At 38.6% G+C, this 16,126-nt stretch carries 23 protein-coding genes; 20 read left to right on the top strand and 3 right to left on the bottom strand.

The window, feature by feature from the left end; all coding sequences use genetic code 11:
• Window positions 1–3: 3 nt before the first annotated feature.
• The 3 genes from V7L95_RS00195 to V7L95_RS00185 are packed head-to-tail and all read right to left on the bottom strand — an operon-like array spanning window position 4 to window position 2,344.
• Complete coding sequence (locus tag V7L95_RS00195) at window positions 4–702, bottom strand: amino acid ABC transporter permease (RefSeq protein ID WP_008342617.1); 699 nt, start codon at window positions 700–702, stop codon at window positions 4–6.
• A complete protein-coding gene (locus V7L95_RS00190) occupies window positions 699–1,559 on the bottom strand; it encodes an amino acid ABC transporter substrate-binding protein (protein ID WP_017358081.1) in 861 nt (286 codons plus the stop codon). The genes V7L95_RS00195 and V7L95_RS00190 overlap by 4 nt, the downstream gene beginning before the upstream one ends.
• Window positions 1,556–2,344 (bottom strand): amino acid ABC transporter ATP-binding protein, encoded by a 789-nt coding sequence (locus V7L95_RS00185; RefSeq protein WP_285850567.1) that lies wholly within the window; start codon window positions 2,342–2,344, stop codon window positions 1,556–1,558. The genes V7L95_RS00190 and V7L95_RS00185 overlap by 4 nt, the downstream gene beginning before the upstream one ends.
• A 120-nt stretch (window positions 2,345–2,464) precedes the next feature.
• Here V7L95_RS00185 and V7L95_RS00180 point away from each other — a divergent pair, with 120 nt between their 5' ends.
• From V7L95_RS00180 to V7L95_RS00085, 20 genes are all read left to right on the top strand, one after another.
• Window positions 2,465–3,634 carry an acyl-CoA dehydrogenase family protein gene (locus V7L95_RS00180; RefSeq protein ID WP_017358079.1) on the top strand — a complete coding sequence of 390 codons (1,170 nt, stop codon included), beginning with the start codon at window positions 2,465–2,467 and terminating at the stop codon, window positions 3,632–3,634.
• Window positions 3,635–3,732: 98 nt separating this feature from the next.
• A complete protein-coding gene (blaBPU, locus tag V7L95_RS00175; protein WP_285850613.1) occupies window positions 3,733–4,539 on the top strand; it encodes a BPU family class D beta-lactamase in 807 nt (268 codons plus the stop codon).
• Between the two features lie 262 nt (window positions 4,540–4,801).
• Complete coding sequence (locus V7L95_RS00170) at window positions 4,802–5,458, top strand: hypothetical protein (protein ID WP_017358076.1); 657 nt, start codon at window positions 4,802–4,804, stop codon at window positions 5,456–5,458.
• A gap of 51 nt (window positions 5,459–5,509) precedes the next feature.
• Window positions 5,510–6,268, top strand: coding sequence for an Imm26 family immunity protein (locus tag V7L95_RS00165; RefSeq protein WP_017358075.1), 759 nt, complete (start codon window positions 5,510–5,512; stop codon window positions 6,266–6,268).
• Window positions 6,269–6,315: 47 nt separating this feature from the next.
• The gene (locus tag V7L95_RS00160; protein WP_017358074.1) at window positions 6,316–6,558 is read left to right on the top strand and encodes a DNA-binding protein; all 243 of its coding nucleotides are present in this window, start codon (window positions 6,316–6,318) and stop codon (window positions 6,556–6,558) included.
• A 65-nt stretch (window positions 6,559–6,623) separates the two neighbouring features.
• A complete protein-coding gene (locus tag V7L95_RS00155) occupies window positions 6,624–7,007 on the top strand; it encodes a DUF2750 domain-containing protein (protein WP_017358073.1) in 384 nt (127 codons plus the stop codon).
• A 24-nt stretch (window positions 7,008–7,031) separates the two neighbouring features.
• Window positions 7,032–7,661, top strand: a complete 630-nt coding sequence (locus V7L95_RS00150) for a hypothetical protein (protein ID WP_041090861.1) — start codon at window positions 7,032–7,034, stop codon at window positions 7,659–7,661.
• Between the two features lie 56 nt (window positions 7,662–7,717).
• Window positions 7,718–8,326, top strand: coding sequence for a hypothetical protein (locus tag V7L95_RS00145; RefSeq protein WP_136944785.1), 609 nt, complete (start codon window positions 7,718–7,720; stop codon window positions 8,324–8,326).
• 23 nt (window positions 8,327–8,349) lie between these two features.
• Entirely contained in the window at window positions 8,350–9,033 is a 684-nt protein-coding gene (locus V7L95_RS00140; RefSeq protein ID WP_340967748.1) for a hypothetical protein, read from the top strand.
• A 39-nt stretch (window positions 9,034–9,072) separates the two neighbouring features.
• Window positions 9,073–9,549, top strand: coding sequence for a hypothetical protein (locus V7L95_RS00135; RefSeq protein WP_017358069.1), 477 nt, complete (start codon window positions 9,073–9,075; stop codon window positions 9,547–9,549).
• Window positions 9,550–9,596: 47 nt separating this feature from the next.
• Window positions 9,597–9,995 (top strand): hypothetical protein, encoded by a 399-nt coding sequence (locus tag V7L95_RS00130; protein ID WP_017358068.1) that lies wholly within the window; start codon window positions 9,597–9,599, stop codon window positions 9,993–9,995.
• Window positions 9,996–10,223: 228 nt separating this feature from the next.
• Window positions 10,224–10,400 (top strand): YxiJ family protein, encoded by a 177-nt coding sequence (locus tag V7L95_RS00125; protein WP_265785379.1) that lies wholly within the window; start codon window positions 10,224–10,226, stop codon window positions 10,398–10,400.
• Between the two features lie 18 nt (window positions 10,401–10,418).
• A complete protein-coding gene (locus V7L95_RS00120) occupies window positions 10,419–10,796 on the top strand; it encodes a hypothetical protein (RefSeq protein WP_008342582.1) in 378 nt (125 codons plus the stop codon).
• 53 nt (window positions 10,797–10,849) lie between these two features.
• Window positions 10,850–11,719 carry an alpha/beta hydrolase gene (locus tag V7L95_RS00115; protein ID WP_035390910.1) on the top strand — a complete coding sequence of 290 codons (870 nt, stop codon included), beginning with the start codon at window positions 10,850–10,852 and terminating at the stop codon, window positions 11,717–11,719.
• Between the two features lie 89 nt (window positions 11,720–11,808).
• The gene (locus V7L95_RS00110) at window positions 11,809–12,147 is read left to right on the top strand and encodes a winged helix-turn-helix transcriptional regulator (protein WP_034646559.1); all 339 of its coding nucleotides are present in this window, start codon (window positions 11,809–11,811) and stop codon (window positions 12,145–12,147) included.
• A gap of 338 nt (window positions 12,148–12,485) precedes the next feature.
• Window positions 12,486–13,118, top strand: a complete 633-nt coding sequence (gene hxlA, locus V7L95_RS00105; protein ID WP_024718772.1) for a 3-hexulose-6-phosphate synthase — start codon at window positions 12,486–12,488, stop codon at window positions 13,116–13,118.
• The gene (gene hxlB / locus V7L95_RS00100) at window positions 13,115–13,672 is read left to right on the top strand and encodes a 6-phospho-3-hexuloisomerase (RefSeq protein ID WP_052321112.1); all 558 of its coding nucleotides are present in this window, start codon (window positions 13,115–13,117) and stop codon (window positions 13,670–13,672) included. The genes hxlA and hxlB overlap by 4 nt, the downstream gene beginning before the upstream one ends.
• A 148-nt stretch (window positions 13,673–13,820) precedes the next feature.
• Window positions 13,821–14,546, top strand: a complete 726-nt coding sequence (locus tag V7L95_RS00095; protein WP_144610320.1) for a DsbA family oxidoreductase — start codon at window positions 13,821–13,823, stop codon at window positions 14,544–14,546.
• Window positions 14,547–14,640: 94 nt separating this feature from the next.
• A complete protein-coding gene (locus V7L95_RS00090) occupies window positions 14,641–15,096 on the top strand; it encodes a MarR family transcriptional regulator (RefSeq protein ID WP_340969079.1) in 456 nt (151 codons plus the stop codon).
• A gap of 10 nt (window positions 15,097–15,106) precedes the next feature.
• Window positions 15,107–16,123: a serine hydrolase gene (locus V7L95_RS00085; RefSeq protein WP_186365186.1), complete on the top strand. Its 1,017-nt coding sequence runs from the start codon at window positions 15,107–15,109 to the stop codon at window positions 16,121–16,123.
• Window positions 16,124–16,126 lie beyond the last annotated feature (3 nt).

Below are 16,126 nucleotides of genomic sequence, written 5' to 3'. Positions count from 1 at the left end.
TCCTTAGCGTGACAGGCTGGTGCGGCCTTTCACAAATTTTCTTTCCAGTAGCATCGTGATCAGTTCAATACTGATGCAAATCAGCCAATACACAATTGCAATGATGACGTACACTTCAAACATCCCTATCCCGTAGTTATTACCTAGGATGATTTTGACCTGTCCCATCATATCAATGAGTCCGATTGTAAATGCAATGGCAGTATCTTTCACGAGATCAATGGTGTAATTTCCGAGGTTCGGAAGTGCAATGAGAAAGGCTTGTGGAATAATGATCCTCATTAATGCCTGAGTATCTGTCATCCCAACAATGTAAGCTGCTTCAAGCTGATCTTTCCCAACAGAAGAATATGCACTGCGAAAGACTTCAGATAAATAAGCGCCCGTATGTAACGAGAATGTGATCATCACAAATAACACACGATCCCAATGATTGATTTGAATTCCGGCCATGAGTAAAAGCTGAGGCAGGCCAAAATAAATCAGAAATAACTGAACAATGAGCGGCGTACTTCGTGTAAATGACAAATAAATGACCGCCAATTGTTTCAGCACTGGAATTTGTTTGATTCGAATGCAAGCAAACAGCAATCCGATGATGATGGCAAAAAACAATGACACCACAATCATAAGAAATGTGAGTGGCAGACGATCAACCACTTGTAAAAAGATTCTCAGCCAATCTCCAGCTGTAAACGTCATGGCGCTTCCTTCCTTTCTTCATATTGATAGCCTTGCTCTGATATATAGTCAATATCTTGAAAGAAATCAACGCCAAACCATTTCTTCGCAAGGTCAGGTAATGTTCCGTCTTCTATCATCTCTTGTGTCACTCGGTCCAATTGTGATGCTAGTTTCTTTTGACTAGGCTGTAAGACAAGATAAATAGGTTCCTTTGAGACAATGCCGCCCACTTTGACTTTCAGGTGAAGATGTTTTTGTATCGTATCAAAGGTTGAAATATTCATAAAAGCCGCATCGGACCGTCCACTTTCGACTCGTTTTAAATTGAGTTCGTTTGAAGGGCTTTCAATGGTCGTGAGCGGAATTTTCGGATCATTTTCTTCATTATATTGATTTAATATGGAACGAAGGCCGCCGCTAGGACTGACGGGAGCGAGCTTTTTTGATGTCATATCGTCTAGAGATTGAATATCTTGCTCTGATTCATTCACAATTAAACCTGTCATCGAATAGCCGTATGGAACCTTAGGATAAAGAAAGCGTTTTTCACGTTCAGGATTACTAAAAAACCAATTAGCCGCCATTTCAAATTTCCCAGCGCCGATCCCAATTAAATTGGATTCTTCCTCGCCGAAGATATAATCAAAATGAATGTGTGGCAAACGTTTCTCGACTTCATTTAAATAATCGATGTTATAGCCAATCGGTTCGTTGCGGTCATTTGTGGCTAAAAAAGGCGGATTGACTTCTGCGCTTAGTGCGACTTTGACAATTTGTCTGCCATCATCTGTTGTCGTTTTCACACTGCTGCAGCCAATGAGAGAGAGGAGAAACAGAAGGATACTAGCGGCAGTGAATAAAGTCTTGCGCTTCATCTGTCTTCCTCCAATCCTTGCCACATCCCGCGATGAATTCTTGATAAAAATTGTTTCGTCCGTTCATGCTGAGGCTTCATCAGGACGTTTTCTGGGGAGCCTTTCTCAACGATTTCCCCATCTGCCATAAAGATCACTGTATCCGCTACATCCTTTGCAAACGAGATTTCATGCGTCACAATGACCATCGTCATTCCTTGGCTCGCAATATCTTTCATCATTTCAAGGATTTCTCCGACCATCTCTGGGTCCAGTGCGGACGTTGGTTCATCAAACAAAAGCACCGCAGGATTCATGGCAAGCGCACGGGCAATTCCGATACGCTGCTGTTGACCGCCGGATAATTCACTTGGAAACGCATCTTTTTTATGAAGCAGCCCAATTCGCGTTAACAATTGCTCTCCGATTTTTTCCGCATCTTTTTTAGACATGTTTTGAGACACAATCAATCCTTCTGTGATGTTTTCAAGTGCTCGTTTATTTTGAAACAAGTGATAATGCTGAAACACCATAGACGATTGCTGTCTGAGTTTTAGAAGATCTTTTTTTCGATATTGTTCAAATTGAATCGTGGCTTCTCCAACTGTCAGCGTTCCTTTGTCTGGGATATCAAGGCTGTTTAAACTGCGGAGAAGGGTTGTTTTTCCTGATCCGCTCGGTCCAATAATGGCGACCACTTCACCTTCTTGTACGGTGAAATCAATTCCTTTTAACACATGAGTTGACCCATAGGATTTATGTAGATTAGTAGCAGAAATCATAAAAGCATCACGTTCCTTTGACATATGTACTTAATATTGATAAAATTTAACACATTAAATCCTATAAGTAAAGTGTGTTTTAATAATACCTATTGGATAAATCGGATATGATAGATTGCGAGAAACAGAGGAGTTGGATACGTTTTGTCTAAAGCATTATTTGTCGATACAGATTTTCAAAAAAATTGGCTAAATCAACTAGAATCCCTTCGTGAAACGATCGAACAATCTGCAAAAGAACATGATGAGGGTGCCTATTTTCCTAAACAGAATATCGAATCATTAGTAGAACTGGGCTATACAACGTTGTCTCTGCCTGTTGAGTACGGGGGCGGGGGTCAATCTGTAAAGGATATGGTTCTTTTTCAAGAAACACTAGGAAGTATGGATGGAGCAACTGCCTTATCGATCGGCTGGCACCAAGGAGTTGTTGGTGAAATTTATGAAAAGAAACTATGGAATGAGAAGCAGCTGCAATTTTTTGCTGAAGAAATCAAAAATGGGGCTCTTGTGAACCGGGCCGTCAGTGAGGCGCAGACAGGGAGTCCAACAAGAGGAGGCAAACCTGGAACAACTGCAACGAGATCAGGAGATCAATGGGTGATCAGTGGCAGGAAAACATTCACAACGATGTCACCAGCACTCACATATTTTCTTGTCGGTGTATGGATCGAAGAAAAAGAAGCGATGGGCTTCTTCTTAATTCACCGTGATACAAAAGGTGTTTCTATAGAAGAAACGTGGGATGTTGTTGGCATGAGAGGAACGGAGAGCCATGATTTAATTCTAGATCAAGTGGAAGTCCCAGATGACATGTTGGTTGAAGTGCAGAAAGGACCTCGGGGGGGTACGTTAAACCCTTGGATCGCACATATCCCTTCCTGTTATTTAGGGATTGCGCAAGCGGCAAGAGACTATGCTGTTCAATATGCCATCACCCATTCACCGAACAGTATTAGCGGAACGATTAGCGAACTGCCAAATGTCCAAACACTGATTGGCGAAATTGATTTACTACTAAAGCAAGCACGCCATGTCATCTATTCAACGACAACATTGTATGAGCAGCCAGAGAAAAGAGAGCTGTTAATCAATGAATTCGGTGCTGTGAAGCATACAGTCGTCAATCATAGTCTGCAAGTGGTCGATAAAGCCATGCGTTTAGTCGGTGCAAAAAGCTTAAGCCTTAGCTGCCCGCTTCAACGTTACTATCGAGACATTCGTGCTGGCCTTCATAACCCACCAATGGACGATATGACCATTTCGAAAATTGCAAAGCAAGCGATTGAAGAGAAAAAATTGAACGTACAATAAACAGAAAGCCGGATAAAACCGGCTTTTTTTATTTGGCAGAAAAGAGGACAAGCGTACCTTATGTCTTATCGCTCAACATGCTAAAATCGATACAAATCATGGGAAAAGGAGCGGTTTTTTTGAAGAAGCATATAAAATGGCTATTTTCCACTATTATGCTGATGGCACTTTTTATCGGCCGACCTTCATCAAGCGAAGGAACATCACCATCGTGGTCAGTAGATGAATTTTTGAAAGATCGGGAAGGCACATTTGTGATTCAAGAAGTAAAAGAAAAATCACCATGGGTGTATAACAAAAAAAGAGCGAACAAGCGCTTTGCACCACAATCAACGTTTAAAATAGCAAATGCCTTAATCGGACTTCAAACTGGCGCAGTTAAAGATGAATACGACATCAAATATTGGGACGGAGTAAAAAGAGAGATTGATAACTGGAATAAGGACCATACACTGGGCTCTGGCATGAGAGATTCAGTCGTCTGGTATTATCAAGCCATGGCGCGTGATATCGGGGAAGAACGCATGGGCCATTGGATAAAAGCCATTCATTATGGGAATCAAGACATATCTGGCGGAATCGATCAATTTTGGCTAAGCAGTACGCTGCGCATTTCACCAGTAGAACAAGTCCATTTCCTTAAACAGCTATATGAAGAAAGTCTCCCATTTGACCTATCTGTTATGAGAACCGTCAAGCGAATGATGATACAAGAAGAAGAGAAACACGCCACGCTATACGGAAAAACAGGCTCCGGATCAGGCATCGGCTGGTACGCAGGCTTCATCAAACATGAAAACAAAACCTACATCTTCACCACAAATATCGAAGGCACCGGAATAGAAGCAAAAGAAATTACCTATCGTATTTTGAAAAAATATCATTTGGTAGAAGCATCCGTTTAGGATGCTTTTTTGTATGCGAAAAAGGGGATATATTGATAAGTTGATGATATATGGGTTAGTTTAAAAGTATGGTATATTTATAGAAAAATATTGAAATTGATTAGAAACAAAAAATCTCTTCTTAAGCAATTACATAGGAAGTACAAGAGTTGGAATTATGAACAAAATAAAATTGAATGTTTTGACCAAAGAATTTAACTCAGATATCGGAAAAGATACGACAAATAAGGTGATTAAAATCTCATTAGGAGGCTTATAAGAAGTGTATTTGAAAAATATACAATTAATGTCAGATGACGATCGTGGGAACTTAGCCAGCCAATCCCTTTGTATGACTGAAATGTTTTTATACGAATTAGAAAAGAAATTTCAAACGAAAGATTGTGAGGCTATTGTTTTGATATGTGGGCCTTTTAAAGACTACAAATTAATTAGTACTTCAAAAGATGAACCAGACATCTTATTTATAAAAAATACGTACGAGCTGGAAGTACCCTTCCGTTACAGTGAATTTGAAAATGCAACAAATAAGAAAAAGATCTTAGCAGATACTTTGGAAAAAGCGATACTCTATCTTTGTGAACTGAAGAATTGGGACAGTCAGCTAGTCAAAGCAACATTTAAGAAAATGAAGGAGAAGGAATATAAAGCGGAGATTAAAGGGAGAACAAAACTAAGTCCCGATAAAAAAAGAAAAGCTTACCCAGTTATCGAATTAGATTTAAAACAGTTTACTCTTTATCTTGTAGTTGAAGATAATAAAAGAAATATCTTAGATAAAAAATTAATTGCTGAAACCTATACTTACTTAGAAGAAATTTCTTATCATATGAGAGAGCTTAAATGGTTAACGGATCACGAAGTGACACTTTTCAAACGTGCAAATAAAACAGTTTATACAAGTATATATTTATCGTGATAAATCAAAATGAGAAAATAAAGAACCCAATATATAAGGAGGGTTTTCCAAATGGGCTTTTGGGAAGAAGAACATAAGAAAAAGAACATCATAATTGGTGATGATGGATTAGATATTTTTGAAGAAGCGATTGAACAATTTTATGAAATGACTGAGGAACATTTGAAGAGAAAGCCAACGATTGATGAGATGCTTTTGACAATTATGATGGCTTTAAACAATGGAGGTAGTCACTATTTTGATGATTTAAACGACAAAGAAGTAACGGATATTAAAATAACAACTAAAAAAGTAAAAACTTTAAGTAAAGTAGAACCAGGAGCTATATTTGAACTCCCATTAAAAGAAGTTGGGAAATTGAGCTATGCTTTGATCATTTCGGGTGAGGGGAAAAATCAATATGATGATATTTTAATCCAATACTATGATTTGTTTGTTGATGAAAGAATAGAAAAAAATGAGTTAAAACAATTGATGAAAAAAGAGAATGGACTATTTGTTGCAAATACAGGTCTGACAGGCTTTTTAAATGGTTCATGGAAAGTCATCACAAAAATAAATCAAGATTTTATAAAAGAAGAGGATCTTCAAAATCTGAAATTCGTGGAATACCGAGATGGAAATTATTACGTAAGCAAGGGGAAAGAAGGTCACAATGCACCTGTTATGGACTTAGAGGTTGCTGACCCAAAAACGGCTAAAATGATATTTAACCCGATTGGTATGCTTGGCGAATACACTATTATAAGCATTCTTTCATTATATTTTAAAGGTATGTCAATGGAGGATATTATTAAATATGAAATATAGGCAGTTTACAGCGTAAAATGAGTTTTGAGAAAGGAATGGTGTAATAAATGGCTGAACCAAAAATGCTAGACTGTTTAAATAAAATACGAAATGTCTTAAAGGGGACGATCACAAGAGAACAAGTGTCTGATTGGGCTGGAATTTACGTTTCTGCAGACGATCCAGAAATAGACGATGATCAAGTTTGGGATATGCTGATTCTTTTAAGTGGAATTGATTTGAAAGATTCACCTAATTCTTACTTACATCCTGTAGATGATTTGAATGACTGGTTAGAAGAATACAAATAGTTCCTATATATGAGCTTGCTAAATTCTTATGGTTAAGCCCATTTATATATAAAAGGAGTGACGCAATGTCCATGCATCCGAAAGAATTAGAAACCACCATGCAATTACCTGCGAAAAAGCGTTATGACTATTTCATCAAAAAGATTGTTGATTTTGAAGAGGTTTGGTCATTAAGAAACGAGAAGGGATGGGTGATGTCAGAGGATGATTATCGTGTACCGCAGCTTCATTTTTGGCCGACAGAGGATTATGCCGCTTATTGTGCGATCGATCAATGGGAAAAAACAGTGCCAGAAATGATTGATTTAGACGATTTTATAGAAGAGTGGCTGCCGGGAATGTTAGCAGATGGAATCAATCCGTCCATTTTCTATAATCGAAATAATTCGGTGTCAATTGAAATTCAAACATTAAAAGAAGATATAGAGGAAGAATTAAAAAACTACTAGTTCGACAAGAGTGGAGGTAGTTGTTTGAAACGGCTTGAAGACTTATTTATTCGTTCAGAAAAAGAGTTCAAATTCTATCAGAATTTAGTAGACCATGTGTTTGAAACAAATAAAGAGCTGCCACAACAAGTTTTTCGTAAGACATTTGATTGTTTTTTGTTTCAAGAGTTTGATTGGGCATTGAGTGATGATATTTTACCAACCATAAAAGAGTTATCAACTGTTACACAAGATAGAGAATTTTTGACTGCAGTCCTTCAACCAGATCCAATTGATTATTATTTGAAGGAATTTGGTTATTATCATTGGCTGAAAGCGAGTGTGAACATTTCAGGTGAGGATTATGTAAATGCACTATGGATGCACCCAAAAGGTTCCATAGCGGATAATATAATTACGAATTCGAATATAGTTGTCTGGTTAGCTCATTCTTTGCAGTGGGCGATTTGGGCAGATAGAGATATGGAAATTTGTATCATAGGAATGGTATCAACAAAAGATTCTGTGAAAAATAGGTTATTAAAAGAAGGGTGGAAACCAATGGATCACCCTGTTTTAGCAAATTGGTTTGAAGGATTATTGAAGGATCAAAAAACATTCAATGATTATTACACTCAAATGCTCTCTCATTATGCGTCATGTTACAAGCGGTGAAATGGATTATTAATGACTGATGATAGACTTACCCGAAGATATGAAAGGAGCATAAAGTGAAACATTTGTTTATATCCGATCCAAAAGAATTTGAACATGTTCTATCGTTTGTTCATTCGCTCATTCACAGTACGAAGACATTCCCTGATCAAGTGTTGAAAACGAAAACCCCTCATTATTTATTCGAAGAATTCCATTGGTTGTTATCAGATGATGGTTGGGAAATGTTAAAAGGTTTAGCTTTGAATCATCATGATGACTATATACTCATGGCTGTATTAGATGAGCAGAAGAGCATGGATGATTATTATCATGATTTTGGTTATTATCCTTGGGTGAAAGTACCGTTAAACCTTACTCCAAGTGATTACCTCGATCTCTTAACGGATTATCCGATAGAGAGTGTAAATGATAGCATAATGGATATTGCTTCACGTGTGATATGGGTTTCTCCTTCTGCGAAATGGATCATTTATGGCGACAGAGGTTATGAGATAGGAGTACTAGCGATTCTTCAATTAGAACAAATGAATAAACAATTGTTAAAAACGTGGAGAACTTTAGATGAGATTGTATTAGGCTGGATTTCAGTTGTATTTCCGAATCAAAAACTTCCTGATGATTTTAAAAAAGAACTGATTCGAAATTATACAAACGTAGAATGAAATAACTTCATAAGGAGGAAGACATGAATCAAATAGACAATGTGTTATCTATACTAGATGAGTCTTTTCTAAATAAAGAGTTTCCATTATTAGGTAATGGGAACTTTGATTTTGCCAAAGGGAAGCTTTCTCTATTTACTAGAGAGGAAAATTGGCTGATCACGATTCAATTATTCAGTTTATCGAAGGTAGGACCGTCTATTGATTTTTTTGCGATTGGTCATGATTTGAAGAATGGATCAATCAATTTTCTACTGGATGAGCTTTTTGATTTCGTGGATCATCATCATGAAATAATAGATGATGATGAGATAGAACATGGGTTCACAAAGCATCCTTTACGGATTAGATTAAATGGAGACTATTTTCATGTTCAAATACCAGAGTCATGCCAAGCTGATGTAACAGAGGAAAATGAATGGATTACTTTGTTAAGAGAAATGGCCAAACATCAAGATTTGCTGGATAGTTTATGGATGACAGATCAAGAACAATTTGACATCGTTCAGCATGTATATGATAAACCGCTCTACACAACTGAATCATGGTTTCATCCAGAAACGCATAGCCAACTCCCTAGTCAATCTCCTTTTTTTCAATCGGTTGCGAAGAGTTTGATCTATCAAGATCCAACATGCATTGTAAATATAAACACGAACACTGACTGGAGATTATGGTCAGATTTTGATACTGTGGAATATTTTTAGTTTCGTCTGATGTTTTAAATCGGTGAGGTGGAGCAAGTAATGAGAATCGTATTAGCAAAAGAGGAAAATCTATTCGAAGTAAATGAATTAATAAAGAAAATCAATTTAAACGTAGAAGAGTATCATTGGGTCATAAGTGATGTGACACTCCCAATGCTTCATGATCGGAATAATCAATCTCATTCAGAAGTCATGCCGGATTATACGGATTTTTTATTTCTGAAGGGTGAACATTTCAAAAAATTCTTACATGACTATTCTTATTCTTTTATTTTCGCTGTTTTGACCGCATTGCCTCGTCATATAGATCATTTGAATATTATTTCAATACCTCAAATTGAAGATAATGAACGATATTGGAACGTAAATTATACACCCGTTATCCCTCAAGCCGTGTTTGAAATCGGATTTTTTGATTCGACAGATGTTATTTTTACAGGAGATCAGAAAATCTTAAGCGAATTTCGAAAAAAAGCGGACTTTATTTCATTTGAAGAATATTTACAAACTCCGTGACACGATAAGAATAGAGTTCATCCTGAAAAAATAGGAGAGTGAATGAGATGTTTAATAGTGTACAAAAATGGATCGATTATCTAGATGGGGGTTGTAATGTACTCGGAGTCACATTTGATTTGTTTCATAAAGAATTAATACTGAGCGTAAAAGTATCAGAATTAAATAAAGTTACTCAACATGAAATACGATTTATGAATATGGCGAGTCTTTATTATAATGGGGGTGAAGGTAATGATAGATTTGAAGAATTGATACAAGAAGAGATGAATTGGCAAATTTTTGAATGTAGTTACCATCCTAATGGGATAGGGGACCTTAAAAATGTACTTCTTGAAGAATTTGATTCAAATGCAAATTTTCTATTTAACATCAATGGGATGTTACTCGCAATAGAATCGAAAAACGTATGTTTCGATTCACAAGAATTTATTTGCAGTGTATAGGAAGATCTCATTAGCGTCTAAATAAGAATTAAAAACAATGAGAGATTGGGGAAAATCCATGAAAATCAGCCGAGATAAACAAGGTTTATTCGATGATTTAAAACAACGTTATCAATACTTATTAGATTCATCTTATCCAGATGAAATCGTCTCTTTTGAAGCAGAAACTAGTATATTTTCAGATGACTTTTATTTTTTTTTTCACTTGTTGCAGGTAGCCTAAGTTATGTGATCGATCATAAACGAATACCGAAAAAACAGTTAAACGTGCTGCGTCAGTCATTTGAAGAGCAATATCCCCAAATCAAATCGTATCAACAGATCCTTGAATCATATCCTTTACTGCACTCCTATGTTCAATACCATGAAGAAACAAGAAAACAAATCATTGCACTTCTACAATAACCTCTTGGAGGACAAACGATGACATGGTTTTTAGATGAAAAAGTCCAGAAACAAATCCCTGATTTCAATATCAACCATCTAAAGCAAATCAATGAATTTCACTACTTTAAAGAGTATAATGAACATTACGACTTGATCAACTGTATTCATCTACACATCCCATACGAATCTGCAACCCATAAAGCAGACATTCATCTGAAATTTACCAACGTCTCTTCTGTTCAAATCAAAGATTTGGAGTTAACAAACGATTCCTCTCTTTTTTTGAACATTCAACTTTTGGATAGAGGCTGGGAATATTTGAATTACTTTGTCGAAGATTATGAAGAACAGTATTTTTCTTTTTATTGTGAAACGATTCAAGTCATACAAGTCGTTTCAAATGAATCGGGCTAGTCTCTCTACATATGTGCGAATCATGCTTCCCCATCCCAATATAGAAAGGTGCAATGACATTGAATCGAATCATGAAATGGCTCTTATTTGCAGCAGTCATCGCTGGCTTATTGGTATGCGCATTCTTTGTGTTCCGTTTCAACCAGCCTAAGCCGACGACAAACATCCATTATGCAGACACACAAAATAAACAGCAAACATTGGATATATATATGCCAAAGGGAAAAGATGAAGACAAAAAGAAGAAGCATCCAGTCATGATCTATCTCCATGGCGGCGGCTGGACAGGCGGCGATAAGAATAGAGTCGCTTCAAAGGCCGATTATTTTACGGGTCAAGGGTATGTGTTTGTTTCAATGAATTACAGGCTTCACCCTGATGCCAACTTCGAGCAGATGGCAGATGATACGGCAAGCGCTATTAAATGGGTCAAGGATCATGCAGATGAATATCAAATCGATTCGTCAAAAATCAATGTCATGGGTCACTCAGCGGGCGGTCATTTGACGGCATTGGTTGCTACAGATTCGACTTACTTAAAACGTGTGGGGCTGTCGCCAAAAACGATCAATTCTATCGTGATTTTAGATGGACCGTTAAACATCAATCAATTTATACAAGCCATTCCATCGTACAAAAAAGTCTTTGGCAAACAAGAGGAAAACTGGACAAAAGCATCACCGGTCACTTATATGAATCAAACGAATGTACCGCCTGTTTATTTGGTCACAGGCTGGGAAAATCCTGAGGTGTACCGATTTGCAGAAAAACTGAATCATGAGAAAGGCTCACGGTTTGTGTTTCGGGTTCATTCGCTGAGCCACAGTGATTTAAATAAATGGTTTGGATCTGACAGAGCGCCAAAAGAAGCGCAAGAGATGACAAAGGCTGTGATGGCTTTCGTCAAAAAACAAAATCAATAATAAAGACTGTATGCTAGGGCAATCCATTTTGCCGCAGTATATGATAAAGTGGTTTGAGATTAAAGGAGTGTATGTCGTTGTCATCAAGAATGGAAAATAAAGTGTTCAATTGCGAAAAAGAGCTGACGCTGAATATTATTGGCGGGAAGTGGAAAATGCTGATCTTATGGCACCTTGGCAGAGAAGGGACAAAACGGTTTGGTGAGTTAAAGTCGTTAATGCCTGGGATTACGCAAAGAATGCTTGTCAATCAGCTAAGAGAATTAGAGGAAGATCACATTGTGCACCGGGAGGTTTATCCCGTCGTTCCGCCAAAGGTTGAGTACTCTCTCACAGAACTTGGAGAAAGCTTAATGCCAATTTTAGAGGCGATGTATGATTGGGGAAAACAATATCTCGACAGCAATTTTTTAAAGGATGATAAATAGAAAGACGATAGATGTAGACAAAGAGCTAAAATCATTTTATTTTAGCTCTTTGTTTTCTTTTCAGCGTGACTTGAAAACCTTTGCAGTTTAGGAAGGACGAGTACTGGAGCGGCATCACAACACAGACTTGACACCGAATGCGAGGATTTGTCAGTACGTTTAGATACTGGTCGAAAAGACAGTGTCTTTTTTGTAACCATATGCGAAAAAGTATAGTATGTAAAAAAAAAGTGCGTACTTGGATTGCTTCCATCCTGTTGTTATACTCATTTCATCGTTTAAGAAGCCCTATTCACGGAGCTCTTGAAGATGAGATGAAAAAACGGGAGTGAACGTTCATGAAATTACAATTAGCGTTAGATTTAGTGAATATACCAGAAGCGATCGAGCTGATCAAAGAAGTAGAAGCGTCTATTGATGTGGTGGAAATTGGGACACCTGTTGTGATCAACGAAGGACTTCGTGCTGTAAAAGAAGTCAAACAGGCGTTTCCGAATTTACGTGTGCTGGCGGATCTCAAAATTATGGATGCTGCCGGTTATGAAGTGCAGCAGGCATCCGAGGCTGGAGCGGATATTGTGACTATTCTTGCGGCGGCGGAAGATATGTCTATCCAAGGAGCGGTGAAGGAAGCAAAAGCAAGAGGGAAACAAATTTTAGTCGATATGATTGGGATCAAAGATATCGCCGGCCGCGCGAAAGAGCTTGATGAGCTTGGGGTAGATTATATTTGTGTGCACACAGGCTATGACCTGCAAGCGGTTGGTCAAAACTCATTTGCTGACCTCATGACCATAAAACAAGTGGTCAAACAGGCAAAAACAGCGATTGCAGGCGGTATTAAGCTTGATACATTGCCTGAAGTCGTCAAATTAAACCCTGATTTGATTATTGTCGGCGGCGGCATAGCGAGCCAAGACAATAAAGCAGAAGTGGCTGCGCAAATGAAGCAGTTGATTGCACAATCATGAAAACAAGTGACTATGTGAGAGCGATTCTAAGCGAGCTTTCTGAGCACTCGCCCGCGATTCAAGACGAACAAGCAGAGCAGCTTGTCAAAAGCATTTTAGCGGCTCGAAAGGTCTTCGTCGCAGGGGCTGGCAGGTCTGGTTTGATGGGAAAATCGTTTGCGATGAGACTCACGCATATTGGTCTCGAAGCTTATGTGATCGGTGAAACGAATACGCCTGCTTTTACATCTGAGGATTTATTGATTGTAGGGAGCGGTTCTGGCCGAACAGAGACGCTGCTTGTGCTCGCGAAAAAGGCAAGGGCGATTGGCGGAAGCGTGGCGTCGTTCACACTTTCAACTGAGTCACCTATAGCTGATCTATCGGATGAAGTCATCTTACTGTCAGGTGCGCCAAAGGATCAACATGAAGGAAACCATCATACGATTCAGCCGATGGGCTCATTATTTGAGCAAACTTTGCTTCTTATGTACGATGCGGTCATCTTGAGATTGATGGAAATGAAAGAGCTCGACACCCATAAAATGTACGGTCACCATGCGAATTTAGAATAGCCGTGATGAAAACCTTTCCTTTTTTGAAGAAAAGGTTTTTTTAATACATGGTACTTAAAAAGAAGGATCACTTGACATAAAGGATAAGATGTAACTATAATAGTTACATCTCGAAAGAAAAAACGTAAGCAACGGAAGGAAGATGAAGATGAAAGTGCAAATTTGGTCAGATATCGCCTGTCCTTTTTGTTATATAGGGAAAAAACAGTTGGAAACAGCGCTTGAGCAATTCCCTCATAAAGAACAGGTAGAAGTAGAGTTTAAAAGCTTTGAGCTTGATCCGAATGCACCTGTTGCAGTGGATTATGATGTGCATGATATGCTTGTCAAAAAATATGGCATGAGCCGTAGCCGGGCCATCGCGATGAATGAACAGGTGAAACAGGCGGGCAAGGAGAAAGGAATCGATTTTCAATTCGATCCACTCGTTTTGACAAACACCTTTGATGCCCACCAGCTCGCACAATATGCTGGAAAAATGGGAAAAGGCGATCTCGTCATGAGTGAGCTGTTTCAAGCGTATTTTACAGATGGAAAGCATGTTGGTGATCGTCAAACCCTTTTAGATATTGCAGAAAAAGCAGGCCTTGATCAGAACGAAGTACAAAAGGTTCTAGACGGGCAAGAATTTGCAGACGCTGTGCGAGAAGACGAAAAAGAAGCAAGACAGCTCGGGATTTCTGCTGTGCCTTTTTTCTTGATCAATGATCAATATTCGGTTGCTGGTGCACAGCCAGCAGATACGTTCCTTCGTGCACTTGAAACGGCTTGGACAGAAGAGGCAGCGCAAACGGAGAAAGCGGCTGATGCTTCATTTGAAGAAGCATGTGCAGATGGCGTATGTGCAGTACCTTCACCTAAAGAAGAAGTATAATCGGCATTTTCCCTATCTTTGATAAAAGATAGGGATTTTTGTTGATTAATAATTAATATACCTTTATACTTAAGTTATCTTAATTATGAAGGTGATGACAGTGACATCCAAAACAACGATGATCCAAGAATTAAACCAAATCGAAGCGCGTATCCATCAAAAGCTCCGATTAGAGTTTGAAGAGTTATTTGTAGATGAGCTAACTGATAAGCAGCATATTGTCCTTGATTTCGTAGAGCGAACAGGGGGAAGCTCACCTATTCAAATTGCTCAGCAACTAGGCATCACCCAAAGTGCTGTGAGCCAGTTATTAAACACGCTTGAAAAAAAAGAATGGATTCGCCGCAGCATCAACCCGCAAAATCGTCGGGAATTGCACGTTGAACTTTCTGAAAAGGCAAAGACGTACTTGGAGAATATGAGAAAGATAGAACTTGCGATCATTGAAAAATACTTTTCAAAATTAAGCCTCGAAGAGATCAACACATTGACATCCATTTATACAAAGCTAGATCAATTGATTGTAGATCAAAATGAAGGGGAAGGATGATGATCCATTGATGATGCTCAAACAAGAAGTACAGCGAATTGCCTCTTCTTATACGGAGAAAAAGAAACAGGCACTGCTTGTGATCGGACTGATTCATCAAGGAGAAAGACATGTTTTTCATTTCGGAGATCACCCCATACGGCAGCGCGTCCAGCCTGAGGAGGTCATTTTTGAAATCGGCTCTATTTCAAAAGTCTTTACGACAAGTATATTGGCAAGCATGATTCAAAAAGGGCAGATGAAGCTAGACGATTCCATTTCACTGTATTGTCCTGAAATAAGAAAGAATCACCCCATTCAAATAGAACAGCTAGCAATTCATACGTCTGGACTTCCTTCATATCGTTTTCTCAGAGATTTACAACTAAGGTTCCTTCCAAAAGTGAGAAGAGATATGTACTGTCAATACTCCCTTGATGAATTAATGAAACTGTTACACTCGAAAAAATGGAATGAGCGAAAAGAATACCCATCTCGTTACTCCAATGTAGGGATGGGACTCCTCGGGTTGATCATGGGATGGTCTCTTCACAAAACATATGAAGAGCTGCTGACTGAATATATCGTGGATGAGCTGAAACTATCGAACACCTTTATTACGATCAAGGAGGATGTCCAAGAGAAGATGATCCTCGGTCATCAAGAGAATGGAAAAGAGGTTCCTCCGCTTCAGATGCATGACTATCAAGGGGCTGGTGCGATTCGGTCGACGGTCACTGATTTGCTTTCATTTCTCTCTGCACACATGAGTGCAGACGCCGCTTCTCCATGGAAAATGACCCACGAGCCAAAGGTGAAGATAGGGAAAAACATGTCAATGGGACTCGGGTGGGTCATAGATGATACGGGATTGATTTGCCATAATGGTGCAACTTCTGGTTTCTCCAGCTTCATGGGCTTCCGCCCGCATTCAAAAACAGGAGTGGTCGTCTTGTCTAACTATCGCAATCGTATCACGCAAGACTCTCCCGACCGAATTGCCTATGATGTGATGAATATGCTTGAACAGGAGCCTAAAGTCAAATGAGCC

The sequence above is a fragment of the Bacillus sp. PPSBB_11 genome (genome assembly GCF_038023285.1).
Taxonomy (GTDB): domain Bacteria; phylum Bacillota; class Bacilli; order Bacillales; family Bacillaceae; genus Bacillus; species Bacillus altitudinis.
This window is presented reverse-complemented; position numbering and strand designations above follow the sequence as displayed.